This window comes from Citrobacter sp. RHBSTW-00986 (assembly GCF_013783065.1).
Taxonomy (GTDB): domain Bacteria; phylum Pseudomonadota; class Gammaproteobacteria; order Enterobacterales; family Enterobacteriaceae; genus Citrobacter; species Citrobacter braakii.
The window spans coordinates 3,731,787-3,748,365 of sequence record NZ_CP056200.1 but is presented as its reverse complement, the minus strand read 5'-3'; the positions used below and the strand labels follow the sequence as shown (position 1 = coordinate 3,748,365).

The window sequence follows — 16,579 nt, the reverse complement described above, 5'->3', positions numbered from 1 at the left end:
TAAAAATCACGATACCCGCCGGTCATTGTATCGGCGGGTTTTCTTTTAATCTGCGCCAGAAGGTGGTTCGGCTTACCCCGAGATATCGTGCAGCCGCGGTTTTATCGCCATTGAATTGCGCCAGCACCTGCTGCGGCGTCAGCGATGAGGATACCTGCGGCGCGTCAGCAGCAACGGCCAGTTCCGGTAACAGCTGCTGCAGGAATTGTACGTTCAGCTCCGGCTGCGGCTCGACGCTTAAAAACAGCGCCAGGCGCTCCATCATATTACGCAGTTCACGGATATTCCCTGGCCAGCCATAATTCAGTAACGTCGGTTGACTCAGACCCAGCCCTTTGCGCACAGGTTCAGAAAACGGCACCTCCAGTTCCGCCAGCGACTGTTTTAAAAAGCCTTCCGCCAGCGGCAGGATATCGGGCAATCGCTCGCGTAGCGGCGGTAGCGTGAGGCGCAAAATACTCAGGCGATAAAACAGATCGGTGCGAAATTCTCCCTGTTTTATCTCCTGCTCCAGATGACAGTGGGTGGCGCTAATCACCCGTACATCGACTGGAATTGGCTGATGTCCTCCGACCCGGGTGACCTCTTTTTCTTCCAGCACGCGCAGCAGTCGGGTTTGTAACGGCAGCGGCATTTCACCTATCTCATCAAGAAACAGCGTTCCGCCGTGGGCGATTTCAAACAGGCCCGCGCGTCCTCCCCGACGGGAGCCAGTAAAGGCACCATCCTCATAGCCGAACAGCTCCGCCTCCAGTAATGATTCGGTGATTGCCCCGCAGTTGACAGCAACAAACGGCGGCGAAGGTTTACCGCGCCGGTTCTCCTGACGGGTGAAAAACTCACGATGAATTGCCTGCGCCGCCAGTTCTTTGCCCGTGCCTGTTTCGCCCTGAATCAGCACCGGCGCACGCGAACGGGCATAAAGCATAATGGTGTGCCGCACCTGTTCCATCTGTGCCGAGTGACCGCGCATATCCCCCAATGCATAGCGGGTGCGCAGCGTATCGCCGGAAACGTACGGACCGTTTCTGCGCAGCGTCAGACGAGTCATATCGAGCGCATCGACAAAGGCCTGGCGCACGGTGGCCGCCGAATAGATAAAGATGCCGGTCATGCCTGCTTCTTCAGCCAGGTCGGTAATTAACCCCGCGCCGACGACCGCCTGCGTGCCGCTGGCCTTCAGCTCGTTGATTTGCCCACGGGCATCTTCTTCCGTGATATAGCTGCGCTGTTCAAGCTGCAAATTGAAGGTTTTTTGAAAAGCGAGCAGCGCGGGGAGGGTTTCCTGATAGGTAATGACGCCAATCGACGAGGTGAGCTTTCCCGCTTTGGCCAGCGCCTGTAGCACGTCAAACCCGCTGGGTTTAATCAGGATCACCGGAATCGATAAACGGCTTTTAAGATACGCCCCGTTGGAACCCGCGGCAATGATGGCATCACAACGCTCGGTGGCTAACTTCTTGCGGATATACGTCACCGCTTTTTCAAAACCAAGCTGAATAGGGGTGATGGTTGCCAGGTGGTCGAACTCCAGGCTGATGTCGCGAAACAGTTCGAACAGGCGCGTGACCGAAACGGTCCAGATAACCGGTTTGTCGTCGTTCACCCGCGGCGGAAGATGCGTATCAGCCATAACCATCCTAAAAAGTAAGGCACCGAGTATTAGGGTTTAGTTGTGTTTCATGAATGTTGCAATGAAACATGAAGGAACGTTTCATGAAACGATAGCTGACACGCTTTTGTGCAACAAAGATACAAGGATTTAATTTAATATATTGTTTTTAAAGATAAATATATAAATTAATTAAAAATTAAGGTCTTTGGCATACCCCTTGCTTTAAATAAATCAACGAACGATAACAAGTTGATAACAAAGGACGGGATATGTCTCTACACTCCCCAGGGCAGGCGTTTCGCGCCGCGCTCAGCAAAGAAAACCCATTACAAATCGTTGGCACCATCAACGCCAACCACGCTCTGCTGGCTCAACGCGCCGGATATCAGGCGATTTATCTCTCCGGCGGCGGCGTCGCGGCTGGGTCTCTGGGTCTGCCGGATCTTGGTATTTCTACCCTTGATGATGTGCTAACCGATATTCGCCGCATTACTGATGTTTGCCCGCTGCCATTGCTGGTGGATGCGGATATCGGTTTTGGATCGTCAGCTTTCAACGTGGCGCGGACCGTGAAGTCAATTTCCAAAGCCGGTGCCGCCGCGCTGCATATTGAAGATCAGATCGGCGCCAAACGCTGCGGTCATCGCCCGAACAAGGCGATCGTCTCGAAAGAAGAGATGGTCGACAGGATCCGCGCCGCCGTGGATGCGCGTACCGATCCCAACTTTGTGATCATGGCGCGGACCGATGCATTGGCGGTGGAGGGGTTAGAGGCCGCCATCGAACGTGCCCAGGCGTACGTCGAAGCAGGCGCGGATATGTTGTTCCCGGAAGCCATTACCGAGCTTGCCATGTACCGTCAGTTTGCCGATGCGGTACAGGTGCCGATCCTCGCCAACATTACCGAATTTGGCGCTACGCCACTGTTCACCACTGATGAACTGCGCAGCGCGAACGTCGCGATGGCGTTGTATCCGCTGTCGGCCTTCCGCGCCATGAACCGCGCTGCGGAAAAGGTTTACAACGTGCTGCGCCAGGAAGGAACGCAAAAGAGCGTTATCGACATTATGCAGACGCGCAACGAGCTGTACGAAAGCATCAATTACTACCAGTTCGAAGAGAAACTCGACGCGTTGTATACCAAGAAGTAACCGTCGTAGGCCGGATAAGGCGTAGCTGCCATCCGGCAATAAATTTGTACCCTACATATTATAAAAATGACGAGGACAACATGAGCGACACAACGATCCTGCAAAATAGTACCCATGTCATTAAACCTAAAAAATCGGTTGCGCTGTCAGGCGTTGCCGCCGGAAATACCGCGCTGTGTACCGTTGGCAAAAGTGGTAACGACCTGCACTATCGCGGCTACGATATTCTCGACCTGGCGCAGCAGTGCGAATTTGAAGAAGTCGCGCACCTGCTGATCCACGGGAAATTGCCCACCCGTGATGAGCTCACCGCCTATAAAATCAAATTAAAAGCGCTGCGCGGACTGCCCGCAAACGTGCGTACCGTCCTGGAAGCGCTGCCTGCTGCCTCGCACCCGATGGACGTGATGCGCACCGGCGTCTCCGCGCTGGGCTGTACGTTGCCGGAAAAAGAAGGGCATACCGTCTCCGGCGCACGCGATATTGCTGACAAGCTGCTGGCATCGCTCAGTTCTATTCTCCTGTACTGGTATCACTACAGCCATAACGGCGAGCGTATTCAGCCGGAAACTGACGATGATTCCATTGGTGGACACTTCCTGCATCTGCTGCATGGCGAAAAGCCGTCGCGAAGCTGGGAAAAAGCGATGCATATTTCGCTGGTGCTGTACGCCGAACACGAATTCAACGCCTCCACCTTCACCAGCCGCGTGATTGCAGGGACCGGATCCGATATGTATTCCGCGATTATCGGCGCGATTGGCGCATTGCGTGGTCCGAAACACGGCGGGGCGAATGAAGTATCGCTGGAGATCCAACAGCGCTACGAAACGCCAGACGAAGCGGAAGCGGATATCCGTAAACGCGTTGAAAACAAAGAAGTGGTGATTGGCTTTGGTCATCCGGTTTACACCATCGCCGACCCGCGTCATCAGGTGATAAAGCGCGTGGCGAAACAGCTTTCTCAGGAAGGCGGTTCGCTGAAAATGTACAACATCGCCGACCGTCTGGAAGACGTGATGTGGGAAACGAAAAAGATGTTCCCCAACCTCGACTGGTTCTCGGCTGTCTCCTACAACATGATGGGCGTCCCGACTGAAATGTTCACACCGCTGTTTGTCATCGCCCGCGTCACCGGCTGGGCGGCGCACATCATTGAACAGCGCCAGGACAACAAAATTATCCGTCCTTCCGCCAATTACACCGGCCCGGAAGATCGTGTCTTTGTCGCGATAGATCAGCGTTGCTAATGCAAAACCTCTAAATATAAAAACAGGAACCCTTGTTATGTCTGCACATATTTCGAACGTCCGCCCGGAATTTGACCGTGAAATCGTTGATATCGTTGATTACGTCATGAATTACGAGATCACTTCGACGGTAGCGTATGACACCGCGCATTATTGCCTGCTTGATACCTTAGGCTGCGGCCTGGAAGCGCTGGAATATCCGGCCTGTAAAAAACTGCTGGGGCCGGTAGTCCCAGGGACTGTGGTGCCGAACGGCGTGCGCGTTCCGGGTACCCAGTTCCAGCTCGATCCGGTGCAGGCGGCGTTTAACATCGGCGCGATGATCCGCTGGCTGGACTTTAACGACACCTGGCTGGCCGCGGAATGGGGGCATCCTTCCGATAACCTCGGCGGCATTCTGGCTACGGCTGACTGGCTGTCACGCAATGCGGTAGCAGTGGGGAAAGCGCCGTTAACCATGAAAAAAGTGCTCACCGGAATGATTAAAGCCCATGAAATTCAGGGCTGCATTGCGCTGGAAAACTCTTTTAACCGCGTCGGTCTCGATCACGTCCTGCTGGTCAAAGTGGCCTCCACGGCGGTGGTCGCCGAGATGCTTGGCCTGAACCGGGATGAAATCCTCAACGCCGTGTCGCTGGCGTGGGTTGACGGGCAGTCGCTGCGTACCTATCGCCATGCGCCAAATACCGGCACGCGTAAATCCTGGGCAGCTGGCGATGCAACTTCGCGCGCGGTACGTCTGGCACTGATGGCGAAAACCGGTGAGATGGGGTATCCGTCTGCGCTGACGGCGAAAACCTGGGGCTTTTATGACGTCTCTTTCAAAGGCGAATCGTTCCGCTTCCAGCGCCCGTACGGCTCTTATGTGATGGAAAACGTGCTGTTTAAAATCTCCTTCCCGGCCGAGTTCCACTCGCAGACTGCGGTAGAGGCGGCGATGACGCTGTACGAGCAGCTACAGGCTGCAGGGAAAACGGCGGCGGATATCGAAAAAGTGACCATTCGTACGCACGAAGCCTGTATCCGTATCATCGATAAAAAAGGCCCGCTGAATAACCCGGCGGATCGCGATCATTGCATCCAGTATATGGTCGCTATTCCGCTGCTGTTCGGGCGCTTAACCGCGGCAGATTATGAAGACGGCGTGGCGCAGGACAAACGCATTGATGCCCTGCGCGAGAAGATCAACTGCTTTGAAGATCCGGCCTTTACAGCCGATTACCACGATCCTGAAAAACGCGCCATCGCGAATGCCATCACCCTGGAATTCACCGACGGCTCACGTTTTGAAGAAGTGGTGGTGGAGTACCCAATCGGCCATGCGCGCCGTCGTAACGACGGGATGCCGAAGCTGGTCGAGAAGTTCAAAATCAACCTGGCGCGTCAGTTCCCGACCCGTCAGCAGCAGCGCATTCTGGATGTCTCCCTGGACAGAACTCGCCTGGAGCAGATGCCGGTCAATGAGTATATGGATTTGTTTGTTATCTGAAACCCGACTCATCAGGCGTAAGTTCAACAGGAGAGCATTATGTCTTATAGCGAGTTTTATCAACGTTCTATTACGCAGCCGGAGTCGTTCTGGGCCGAGCAGGCCCAGCGTATTGACTGGCTGCAGCCGTATACGCAGATACTGGACCACAGCAATCCGCCGTTTGCCCGCTGGTTTTGCGGCGGGACGACCAATCTGTGCCATAACGCCATCGACCGCTGGCTGGAGAAACAGCCCGAGGCGCTGGCGCTGATTGCTGTGTCATCAGAAACCGAAGAAGAACGCACGTTTACCTTTCGTCAGTTGTATGACGAAGTGAATATTGTGGCAGCGATGCTGTTGTCGCTCGGCGTACAGCGCGGGGATCGGGTACTGGTTTATATGCCGATGATCGCCGAAGCGCACATTACGCTGCTGGCCTGCGCGCGCATTGGGGCGATCCATTCGGTGGTGTTCGGTGGTTTTGCTTCGCACAGCGTGGCGGCGCGCATCGATGACGCCCGACCGGTGGTTATCGTTTCGGCGGATGCCGGGGCGCGCGGCGGCAAGATCCTGCCCTATAAAAAGCTACTCGATGATGCGATCGATCAGGCTCAGCATCAGCCGCGTCATGTGGTGCTGGTCGACCGCGGTCTGGCGAAAATGGCGCGGGTGGAGGGGCGTGACCTCGACTTTGCCGCGCTACGCCAACAGCATCTCGGCGCACGGGTGCCGGTTGTCTGGCTGGAGTCGAACGAAACGTCCTGCATTCTCTACACCTCCGGGACAACCGGTAAACCGAAAGGCGTCCAGCGAGACGTTGGTGGTTACGCGGTCGCGCTGGCGACCTCGATGGACACCATTTTCGGCGGCAAAGCGGGCGGCGTGTTCTTCTGCGCGTCGGATATCGGCTGGGTGGTTGGGCATTCCTATATCGTGTATGCCCCGCTGCTGGCGGGGATGGCGACGGTGGTTTACGAAGGGCTGCCAACGTATCCGGACTGCGGCGTATGGTGGAAAATTGTTGAGAAGTATCAGGTCAGCCGGATGTTCTCGGCCCCGACCGCCATCCGCGTGCTGAAAAAATTCCCAACCGCGCAAATCCGCAATCACGATCTCTCCTCGCTGGAGGTGCTGTATCTGGCGGGTGAGCCGCTGGACGAACCGACCGCCAGTTGGGTAACGGAAACGCTGGGCGTCCCGGTTATCGACAACTACTGGCAGACTGAATCCGGCTGGCCGATTATGGCTATCGCCCGCGGGCTGGACGACCGACCGTCGCGGCTGGGCAGTCCTGGCGTGCCGATGTACGGCTATAACGTGCAGTTGCTCAATGAGGTGACCGGTGAACCTTGTGCGGCAAACGAGAAGGGGATGCTGGTGATTGAAGGGCCGCTGCCGCCGGGCTGTATTCAGACTATCTGGGGGGATGACGCGCGGTTTGTGAATACCTACTGGTCGCTGTTTTCCCGCCAGGTGTACGCCACCTTTGACTGGGGCATTCGCGATGCCGATGGCTATTACTTCATTCTGGGCCGTACGGATGACGTGATCAACGTGGCCGGACACCGGCTGGGGACGCGCGAGATAGAGGAGAGTATTTCCAGCTATCCAAACGTCGCCGAGGTGGCGGTAGTTGGCGTGAAGGATGCGCTGAAAGGACAGGTGGCGGTCGCGTTTGTTATTCCAAAACAGAGCGACAGTCTGGAAGACAGCGACATTGCCCATTCGGAAGAGAAGGCGATTATGGCGCTGGTGGACAGTCAAATTGGTAATTTTGGTCGTCCGGCGCACGTCTGGTTTGTGTCGCAACTGCCGAAAACACGCTCCGGCAAAATGCTCAGACGGACGATTCAGGCGATCTGCGAAGGCCGCGATCCTGGCGATCTGACGACCATTGACGATCCCGCATCGTTGCAGCAAATCCGTCAGGCGATCGAGGAGTAACGTCGTGTGATGCCCGGTGGCGCAATGCTTACCGGGCCTACGTTCTAATCAACTTTCTTATACGGCCCGTGATAGTAATCAAACGGCGCATAAACCGTATCGGCCACGAACGATAACGGCACATCAACAAATAACAGCGCTAAATCGAAATAGTTATAATCGTAAGCGCCCGGGTTTTTTAGTTTATCAATATCATGGCGCATACCCACGTAATACGTATCTGAATCCTCGCCTGCCGTGCGCGCATCAATGCTGCCACATCCTGTAAGTAATACGCTGATAAAGAGCGTTGTTACCGCAACCGTCTTTTTGCTCATGCTATGACCTGGCTTCTCGCCCCGTTTTATCATAACGATAAAAAAGCGGCGTGTTGTCCTCGGAACTTAAACCACCAGGTCAGGACTCATCGTGTGAGGATGGCACATCGAAGGCCGGATAAACCACGTGAGTGGTGTATCCGGCAAAGAGGCTTTTACAGCGTGACGCTTTCGCGACGACGCAGCAGAGAAAACGGCCCCGTTCCACTTAGGGTAAATACGGAAATCAACGTGAAGCTTAGCGCAATTATCCCCAGCACCAGATACGCCCCCTGGAAACCAATACTCTCATACATTTTTCCGGCCAGAACTGACATGAAAATCATTGCTAACTGTTTGAAGAAACAGAAGCACACCAGGTAAATTGTGGCCGAGAAGCGCACTTCAAACTGACTGGTGATGTATTTGAAGCAACCGACGATCAGGAACGGTATTTCAAACATATGCAGCGTTTTGAGAATGACGACCTCCAGCGCAGAGGTGGCGAAGGAGGAGCCGATGATCCGCACCGACATTATCGTACCGGCCAGCAGTAAGGCGTTCTTTCCGCCAATGCGGTTCACAATCAGTGGCGCAAAGAACATGATAGAGGCATTAAGTAATTCCCCCATGGTCGTGACGTAGCCAAACACACGGGTACCCTGTTCGCCGGTGGCAAAGAACGAGGTAAAGAAGTTGGCGAACTGCTGGTCAAACACATCATACGTACAGGAAACGCCGACCACGTACAGGGAGAGGAACCAGAGTTTCGGTTGTTTAAATAACTCCAGCGCCAGCTTCAGACTGAATGCCGAGTTGTTGGCGCCTACCGCATCCGCAACTTTTGCAGAAGAGGGGACATCTGTTTTTGAAAAGAGCAGCAGCAATGCCAGAATGACCGCACAGCCGGAACCTAACCAGAAGACAAACTGGTTATTGATGGTGAACATAATCCCGGCAATTGAGGCGCACAGCGCCCAGCCCACGCAGCCAAACATGCGCGCGCGACCAAATTCAAAATTGCTTCGGCGGCTGGCTTTTTCAATATAGGCTTCAATCGCCGGGGCGCCGGCATTGTAGATAAAGCCAAGGTAAATCCCGCCGACAATCGAACCCAGTAAAATATTAACCTGTAATAACGGGCCAAAGACGTAAATAAAGAATGGGGCAAACATTACCAGCATTCCGGTAATTACCCACAGCAGGTGTTTACGCAGGCCAAGCTTATCGGAAAGCAGTCCGAAAACAGGCTGGAATAATAATGAAAATAGTGAAATACAGGCGAAAATGATCCCGGTGTCACCTTTACTGATATGGTTTACATCGTGTAACCAGATAGGGAAGAAGGGGAAATAGGCACCCATAATGAAAAAGTAAAAGAAAAAGAAGAAGCCGAACATCCAAAAGTTAGTGTTTTTCAAATAATACATAATGGACTTCCTTACGATGAATGCGGGCAGGGGGGAACCTGCCCGATTATTATTATTTTTGACCCCAGACCAGCTGGTAGTGGTAGCGTCCGGCACTCAGCAGGAACTCTGGTGAAACGGAAGGACTCCAGGAGTCGTCACCGCCCACGCCCATATGGAAGCCATCAATATTGACCCAGGTACCTGCCTCCGGTTGCAGCAGATGGCGGTGGCTGGTTTCCATCAGTTGCTTCTGGCTAAAGCGGCTGATGTTGAACAGGAAGTCCCCTCGCCATTGATGCGCGCCGTAGCGTAGCTCACGCGTGTTGCAGCGCAGACCGTTTTCGCCAGGGAAAACATACGGGGTGTACATCTCATCAAGTGACAAATCCCAACGATCAAAACAGGCGGCGCTCAGGCGATCCGGGTAGTTCTCATGTGGGCCGAGACCTAACCAGTTCACCCGCTCAGCGATCTGCGCCAGTTGGCAGCTCAGGCCGATGCGGGCCGGATGTGGCGTGCCGCTGGCGACGTCGACATCCACCGTTATCTGCATCTCACCATTGCCGTCAATGCGATAGCTTTTTCGGCTGACGAACAGCGTTTCGCCCTGATACTGCCACGCATGTTCGGTGGCGATCAGTACCGCATGGCTTAGCGTGTCGGCAGCACAGTGCAGTAACGTTGCTTCGACCAGATAATGACCGGCGGCTTTCCAGCGTTCGACCCAGGCGTTAGGGTCGATGCGGGTTGACTCGCTCACGCCGATGTCGTTGTCCAGCGGCGCGCGGGTGAACTGGTCAGTAAGCGGGGTTAACAGCTGGGCTGCGTCGCCAATCCAGTACTGTGTCAGCAGGCCAGACTGACGGTCGAATTGCCAGCGCTTGTCGTTTACCTCAACAGTAAAGGTGTTTTCGCTCACGTTCAGCTGTGGTGCGGTACGGGCAGTTGGCCGTGGCGCCAAGCTGAGTTTCTCTTCCAGCTTCCATTGCTGCCAGGCGCTAATGTGCCCGGCATCTGACCATGCGGTGGCCTGAGGTTGCTCTACGCGTACCGTTAGCCATAACTGGCCGGCGGTTTCCGGCAGCGGGACATCTGGCAGTGTAATCACCTGGCGACTCTGTGGGGCGATATCCAGCACGATTTCTCCGGCGGCCAGCGGGTTGCCATCCTGGGCAATCGACCAGTGCAGAACCTCGTTATCGCTGTGGCGGAACAGATATTCGCTGGTTACTTCAATCTGGCGTTTGGGTCCCGGCAGCAGCGTAAACTGGAAAAACTGCTGCACATGTTTGGCCTCGTATAATGCCGGATGCGGGGTGCGATCGGCGAACACCAGGCCGTTCATGCAAAATTGACGATCGTTAGGCGTGTCGCCAAAATCACCACCGTAGGCAGACCATGCCTTGCCGTTCTCATCATATTTAATCAGCGACTGATCTACCCAGTCCCAGACAAACCCGCCCTGTAGGCGCGGAAATTGACGGAACGCTTGCCAGTATTTGGCGAAGCCGCCAAAACTGTTGCCCATGGCGTGGGCGTATTCGCAGAGGATCAGCGGACGCTGCTCGCCGGGCATCGACAGCCACTTTTTAATCGACCATTTGGGTACCGCGGGGAAGGGCTGATCCTGATCGACGCGGGCGTACATTGGGCAAATAATGTCGGTCGCTGTGGTATTTGCGCCGCCGCCTTCATACTGTACCGGGCGTGACGGATCTTCTGATTTTATCCAGCGGTAGAGCGCGTCATGGTTGGCGCCATGCCCGGATTCATTGCCCAGTGACCAGATGATGATGCTCGGGTGGTTGCGATCGCGTTGCACCATGCGCGTGACGCGCTGGCTCATGGCTGGCAGCCACGCGGGATCGTCGGTGAGGCGATTCATCGGCACCATGCCGTGGGTTTCAATGTTGGCTTCGTCGACCACATACAGGCCGTAGCGATCGCACAGGGTGTACCACAATGGATGGTTCGGGTAATGGGAGCAGCGCACGGCGTTAAAGTTGTTCTGCTTCATCAGCAGAATATCCTGCACCATCGTCGCCTCGTCCATCACCTGACCGTTGACCGGATGGTGCTCATGACGGTTGGTGCCGCGAATCAACAGCGGCTTACCGTTGAGTAACAGCAGGCCGTTTTCAATACGAACCTGACGAAAGCCGACATCACAGGCTTCCGCTTCAATCAGCACTCCGTCAGCGGTACGTAACTGGACCACAGCGCGGTACAGATTAGGCGTTTCGGCACTCCACAGCGCCGGGTTTTCGACGTTCAGACGCAGGGTAACCCGATCATGATAAGCGCCGCGTTCATCAATAATTTCGCTGCCGAGCGGGGAAGTCGTTTCGTGAGTGAGCGTTTCACCGTCCCACAATTGCAGGGTGACGCGTAAATCTTCGCACTCGTTGCCCGCCACTCTGACTTCTGTTTCCAGCGTGGCGCGGCTGAAATCGTCGTTAAAACGGGTGTTAATGCGCAGGTCGCGGATTTGCGTAGTGGGCTTATGCAGCAAAGATACATCGCGAAAGATCCCGCTCATGCGCCACATGTCCTGGTCTTCCAGATAACTGCCGTCGCTCCAGCGCAGCACCATCACAGCCAGGCGGTTTTCGCCGTGCAGCAGATAATCGCTAAGATCGAATTCAGACGGCAGGCGGCTGTCCTGACCGTAGCCAACCCAGCGACCATTGCACCACAAATGAAACGCGGAATTCACCCCGTCAAAAATAATGCGCGTCTGACCTTCATCTAACCACGCGTCTTCGATACTGAATGTGAGCGAGTAACATCCTGTCGGATTCTGCGCTGGAACGTACGGGGGGTTAACCGGGATCGGGTAGGTGACGTTGGTATAAATTGGCGCGTCGTAACCGTCCATCTGCCAGTTAGAGGGGACGTTGATAGTATCAGCCTGTGGCAGATCGCTTGTCAGCCAGCTTTCCGGCACGGCCTCAGGCGCGGAAAACCAGGCGAACAGCCACTTACCATTCAGCGAGCGTAACTGAGTTGATCGCTGATTGGTGCGCGCATCATCCGCTGAGCGCCAGCTACAAAACGGCGGGTGCGCCTCCAGGCGGTTGAGCTGCGTGACGCCGGGATTTTCCCAGTCACGGCGGGCCAGTACAGCGGAGAGTGAATCTGTGTTCAGGTTCATAACGGTATCCTGTTTGAATTTGTTATTCGCTCACAATTTCAATCAAAATACGAATAAGCGATTCCAGCTGTAAAGGACGGGGCGCTCAATGAGTGAACTGACTCACACAATTGTTATGCGTTCACAATTTGGGTGTGAGCTGCGAAACTTGCCGCGCTAGCTGGATCAGTGAGTCGGCCAGCACCTGGGGTGAGAGGGTTTGCGTATCGGGAGGCAGAACCGTATTGCGCTTAACCAGGGTTACGGGCAGCAGTTGGTTGCCCACGCTTGAGGTCCCACGGGGAAGTTGCAGCAGTCTGTCGACGCTGGTTTCACCCAGTAACGGAAAATCCTGCCTGATGGTGGTCAGTGGTGGGATGTAGCAGGCGCTGTCTTCGGTGTCATCGTAGCCAATCACCGAGATATCAACCGCCACCCGCAGACCGAACTCGCTGATTGCCCGCATCGCGCCCAGCGCCATTTGATCGTTAGCGACCAGCATGGCGGTGGGGAGATTACCACCATTAAGCATATGCAGCGTTTGCTGAAAACCCGACATCGCGCTCCAGTCGCCTTCCAGCTCCGCGGTGGGTTGCAACTGGTAGTGCGCCAGATATTTATGCCACCCCGCATGGCGAAGCCTTGCCGAAACCGAAGTGTGTGGCCCGCTCAGCAGGGCGATACGCTGATGCCCATGCTGCACCAGATGTTCAACGCCGAGACGTGCGCCGTCGTCATGGGAGAAAATCACGCTGTTAATTGGCGTCTGATCAGAGACATCGAGAAACAGCACCGGCACCGTACCGCAGGCGGTAGCCACGGCAATGGCGTCTTCTTCATCCAGCGGGTAGTTGATGATAAGCCCGGTTACGCGTTGAGAAAGCAGGTTGTGGACTGCGGCTTTACATGCCTCAACGCCGCTACGTTCGACCATGGCGATCACCACGCTGGCCCCGGACTGGTCGGCGCGGGATTTTATGGCGGCAACGATTTGCGAGGGGGCGTGCAGGGCAAGGTTCGCCGTCACGACGCCAATCAGCGGCGTCTGTTTGCCCGCCAGCTGCTGTGCGACACGGTTGGGGATGTAATTGAGCTCCGCCATCGCGGCCTCAACTTTCTGTCGGGTTTTTGCGGAAACGTGGCTGGCCTGATTCACGACGCGCGAGACGGTCTGGTAAGAGACTCCTGCATGGTCTGCCACATCGTATAGCGTTACCGGTTTCACGTTTATCACCCCTGTCATGACGTTATCTGCGCGCTATGATGCCACAGCGGGACGGTTTTGGGGTATTTGCGCATTGGTTCTGCGAGGCGCATTCCAGGGTTGCTGATCGTGTGCTGGAGGATTTATCGTCGTGATGCTTAACAGCATAAAAAAGTGAGGACATCGTGAGCGACTCTGCGGCAAACAACATTCTGTCCATCTACCAACGTCATGCGGAGGCCTTTGCCAGCCAGCGTTCACGCGCACTGTTCGAGAAAAGCTGGCTGGATAAGTTCATCACCGTGATGGGCGGACAGGGCAGCATTGTGGATATTGGCTGCGGCAACGGTCAGCCGATTGCTGGTTATTTTATTCAGCAAGGCTTTCCGCTTACGGGAATTGATGGTTCTGCGGCGATGCTGGCGCGGGCCCGGCACTCTTTTCCCGCACAGCGCTGGCTGGAGCAGGATATGCGCGAGCTGGGACTTAACGAGACTTTCGATGGTCTGATCGCCTGGGACAGCTTTTTCCATTTAACTCAGCAGGATCAGCAAAAGATGTTCCCGATTTTTGACCGACTCAGCCGTCCCGGCAGCGCGCTGATGTTTACCAGCGGGACGGAAAACGGTATCGCGATGGGGCAATTTGAGGGCGAACCGCTGTTTCACGCCAGCCTCGCGCCGGATGAATACCGCGCATTGCTGTCAGCGCACGGTTTTGTGGTGGTAGAGATGGTGATGGAAGATCCGCACTGCGCCGGGCATACCATCTGGCTGGCGCAAAAACGTGGCTAAATTCTAAACGTTAAGCGTTCCCTTCTCTTCCTTCCCTTCTGCTTTGGTGAGCCCTATTAAAACAAAAGGCATAATTGTCAAATGAGTGAGTTGGTTGCTAAAAAATACTGATATGGGCTGTATTCGTCGGAACGAAATTTACACAGGGTATAAATCGACAAGAATAACCCAGGGTTGCAATAAAACCATTGAGTATTGCCAGAATAAGGAAGAAAAGAACGATCGCGGAAGGTTTAATTATGCTGGTATTCATTTCTAATTATTCCATGTTTTTTAACGCTATTACTTTACGACAATTAAGTTAAGCGATAATAGTACAATTTCCAGGTATTGCGGATTCCGCTTATTTAGTGCCGGGGAGGTGTGTCTGTTAGCACGATGCGAGTGGCGTCATCGTAGCGTATTATCCAGAAGGTTAATGTGGGTAAATGGGCGATTTGCGATGGGATTATGTCAACAGAGTAAGAATAATTTAACTTAAGAGCATAAGAAATCCTAAAATGCAATTGGAATGAAGTGAAATAGCACTTAATGTCTTTACTTTTGTTTACATTTTGTGCTTTTTTACAAGGATCGGCTGTGCTTTACAGTCAAGTTCGTTTTCGTACTTTTATGGGGGGTGGGGTGAAGTTCAGGGATGAAAGAAAGTTGGCAATATTAATTGGGATGTTAATTTTGCCGTTCACAACTGTTTCTGCGACGCCACTCTCTCCTGCGGATCGGAATACCATTCAGCAGCAACAGCAGCAGCGACTTAATGAAAACCAGCGCCAGCGTGAAGAGCTGGAGCGTAGCGTTACGCTACCCGAAACCGTAACGCCGAAAACGCCAGCCCAGACTGAAGGGCCGTGTTTTATGATTTCGCGTATTGATATTGACGGCGCAACGAAGTTGTCCGCCGCTGCCTCGGCAAAGCTTACCGCGCCATGGGTGAATCAATGCCTGAATATTCCCCGCCTTACGGAACTGACAAATGCAATTTCCGACTGGTATATCAGTCGAGGCTACATCACCAGTCGTGCCTTTTTAACCGAACAGGATCTCTCATCCGGGGTGCTGCACATTGCGGTGCTTGAGGGTAAATTGCAGCAAATACGTCTGGAAGGCGTCCCATCGCGCACTCTGCTGATGACCTTTCCCGGAATGGAAGGAAAAATTCTCAATCTGCGTGACATTGAACAGGGGATGGAGCAGTTGAACCGGGTTCGCCAGACGCCGGTGGAAATTGAAATTTTGCCGGGCAGTCAGCAGGGGTTCTCAATAGTTAACCTCACCGCCACGCCTGAATTTCCACTCAATGGCTCAGTTAGTTTTGATAACAGTGGACAAAAGAGCACCGGAACCGGACAGCTCAGTGGTGCGCTATTTTTCAATAATATGCTCGGCCTGGCGGATAAATGGTTTATTAGCGGCGGACGCAGTAGCGATTTTTCCAGCAGCAAAGATGCGCAGAACTTTGCGGCCGGCGTGAGTATTCCTTACGGCTACGGGCTGCTTGATTACAACTACAGCTGGAGTAACTACCTCAGCACGATTGATAACAATGGTTATGCCTGGCGTTCCACCGGAGATAGCGAAACCCATCGTCTGAACGGATCCTGGGTTTTGTTTCGCAATGGTGATGTCAAAACCGCTGCATCGCTGGGTTTGACGCATCGAATTAACCGTAACAAATTGAATGATATCCTGCTGGAAACCAGTAGTCGCAAGCTTTCCAGCGTTTCGCTGGGCATCAACCATACGCAAAAAATTGCTTCCGGCGTTGCGACGTTTAACCCTTCATTCACCCAGGGCGTGCCATGGTTTGGCGCAGAGGATGACAACGATAAACAGGGTGATGTGCCAAGGGCGGAATTTCGCAAATGGAGCGTCAGCGGTAGTTTCCAGCGCCCGTTGGCAGAGAAACTGTGGTGGCTAAGCAGCGTGTATTTTCAATGGTCTCCAGACCGACTCTATGGAAGTGAACGCCTGACGCTGGGCGGAGAAACCTCCGTTCGCGGTTTTAAAGAACAGTACATTTCTGGAGATAACGGCGGCTACTGGCGCAATGAAGTGAATTATTCGCTATTTACGCTGCCGGTGCTGGGACAGATTGGCGCGATAGCGGCATTCGACGGCGGCTGGCTGAAACAGGATAACGTTGATAGCTATGCCTCCGGCACGTTGTGGGGGGCTGCGCTGGGATTAACCAGTTCAGGGCGCTGGTTTTCCAGTCAGTTTACCGTAGGAACGCCAGTTAACTATCCGGACTGGCTGGCGCCGGATCATCTCAATGTGTATTACCGCGTTGCGGTGGCATTTTAAGGAAT

The 16,579-nt window shown here is 54.2% G+C and carries 11 protein-coding genes; 6 read left to right on the top strand and 5 right to left on the bottom strand.

The genetic code is table 11. The features are described 5' to 3' along the window. Positions 1-22: 22 nt before the first annotated feature. The gene (prpR, locus tag HV345_RS18185) at positions 23-1,633 is read right to left on the bottom strand and encodes a propionate catabolism operon regulatory protein PrpR (RefSeq protein WP_046275626.1); all 1,611 of its coding nucleotides are present in this window, start codon (positions 1,631-1,633) and stop codon (positions 23-25) included. Between the two features lie 251 nt (positions 1,634-1,884). Between prpR and prpB the strand changes: the two genes are divergently transcribed. From prpB to prpE, 4 genes are all read left to right on the top strand, one after another. Beyond that, positions 1,885-2,766 (top strand): methylisocitrate lyase, encoded by an 882-nt coding sequence (gene prpB, locus HV345_RS18180; RefSeq protein ID WP_016155797.1) that lies wholly within the window; start codon positions 1,885-1,887, stop codon positions 2,764-2,766. Positions 2,767-2,846: 80 nt separating this feature from the next. Next, positions 2,847-4,016 carry a 2-methylcitrate synthase gene (gene prpC, locus HV345_RS18175; RefSeq protein WP_047497899.1) on the top strand — a complete coding sequence of 390 codons (1,170 nt, stop codon included), beginning with the start codon at positions 2,847-2,849 and terminating at the stop codon, positions 4,014-4,016. A gap of 37 nt (positions 4,017-4,053) precedes the next feature. Continuing rightward, positions 4,054-5,505, top strand: a complete 1,452-nt coding sequence (locus HV345_RS18170; RefSeq protein WP_016155798.1) for a bifunctional 2-methylcitrate dehydratase/aconitate hydratase — start codon at positions 4,054-4,056, stop codon at positions 5,503-5,505. Between the two features lie 39 nt (positions 5,506-5,544). Further along, positions 5,545-7,431, top strand: coding sequence for a propionate--CoA ligase (gene prpE / locus HV345_RS18165; RefSeq protein ID WP_181635897.1), 1,887 nt, complete (start codon positions 5,545-5,547; stop codon positions 7,429-7,431). A 44-nt stretch (positions 7,432-7,475) separates the two neighbouring features. Here the strand turns inward: prpE and HV345_RS18160 are convergent, their stop codons facing one another. The 4 genes from HV345_RS18160 to HV345_RS18145 all read right to left on the bottom strand — a co-directional run bounded on the left by HV345_RS18160 (position 7,476) and on the right by HV345_RS18145 (position 13,497). Then, a complete protein-coding gene (locus HV345_RS18160) occupies positions 7,476-7,748 on the bottom strand; it encodes a YceK/YidQ family lipoprotein (RefSeq protein WP_016151950.1) in 273 nt (90 codons plus the stop codon). Positions 7,749-7,903: 155 nt separating this feature from the next. Beyond that, a complete protein-coding gene (locus HV345_RS18155) occupies positions 7,904-9,157 on the bottom strand; it encodes an MFS transporter (RefSeq protein ID WP_181635896.1) in 1,254 nt (417 codons plus the stop codon). Between the two features lie 52 nt (positions 9,158-9,209). After that, on the bottom strand, positions 9,210-12,293 hold the full coding sequence (locus HV345_RS18150) for a beta-galactosidase (protein WP_181635895.1): 3,084 nt from the start codon (positions 12,291-12,293) through the stop codon (positions 9,210-9,212). A gap of 121 nt (positions 12,294-12,414) precedes the next feature. Continuing rightward, the gene (locus HV345_RS18145) at positions 12,415-13,497 is read right to left on the bottom strand and encodes a LacI family DNA-binding transcriptional regulator (RefSeq protein ID WP_016151953.1); all 1,083 of its coding nucleotides are present in this window, start codon (positions 13,495-13,497) and stop codon (positions 12,415-12,417) included. A 164-nt stretch (positions 13,498-13,661) separates the two neighbouring features. On the opposite strand from HV345_RS18145, the gene HV345_RS18140 reads away from it, so the two are divergent. Both HV345_RS18140 and HV345_RS18135 read left to right on the top strand, forming a co-directional pair. Further along, positions 13,662-14,270: a class I SAM-dependent methyltransferase gene (locus HV345_RS18140; RefSeq protein WP_053390018.1), complete on the top strand. Its 609-nt coding sequence runs from the start codon at positions 13,662-13,664 to the stop codon at positions 14,268-14,270. 666 nt (positions 14,271-14,936) lie between these two features. After that, complete coding sequence (locus HV345_RS18135) at positions 14,937-16,574, top strand: ShlB/FhaC/HecB family hemolysin secretion/activation protein (protein WP_242444887.1); 1,638 nt, start codon at positions 14,937-14,939, stop codon at positions 16,572-16,574. The last annotated feature ends 5 nt before the right edge of the window (positions 16,575-16,579 follow it).

What these genes read in the sequence shown, in the direction of transcription:
- HV345_RS18135 (WP_242444887.1), top strand. Translation starts at nt 14,937, where the DNA reads ATGTTAATTTTGCCGTTCACAACTGTTTCTGCGACGCCACTCTCTCCT.
- prpE (WP_181635897.1), top strand. Translation starts at nt 5,545, where the DNA reads ATGTCTTATAGCGAGTTTTATCAACGTTCTATTACGCAGCCGGAGTCG.
- prpC (WP_047497899.1), top strand. Translation starts at nt 2,847, where the DNA reads ATGAGCGACACAACGATCCTGCAAAATAGTACCCATGTCATTAAACCT.
- prpR (WP_046275626.1), bottom strand. Translation starts at nt 1,633, where the DNA reads ATGGCTGATACGCATCTTCCGCCGCGGGTGAACGACGACAAACCGGTT.
- HV345_RS18155 (WP_181635896.1), bottom strand. Translation starts at nt 9,157, where the DNA reads ATGTATTATTTGAAAAACACTAACTTTTGGATGTTCGGCTTCTTCTTT.
- HV345_RS18170 (WP_016155798.1), top strand. Translation starts at nt 4,054, where the DNA reads ATGTCTGCACATATTTCGAACGTCCGCCCGGAATTTGACCGTGAAATC.
- HV345_RS18150 (WP_181635895.1), bottom strand. Translation starts at nt 12,293, where the DNA reads ATGAACCTGAACACAGATTCACTCTCCGCTGTACTGGCCCGCCGTGAC.
- prpB (WP_016155797.1), top strand. Translation starts at nt 1,885, where the DNA reads ATGTCTCTACACTCCCCAGGGCAGGCGTTTCGCGCCGCGCTCAGCAAA.
- HV345_RS18160 (WP_016151950.1), bottom strand. Translation starts at nt 7,748, where the DNA reads ATGAGCAAAAAGACGGTTGCGGTAACAACGCTCTTTATCAGCGTATTA.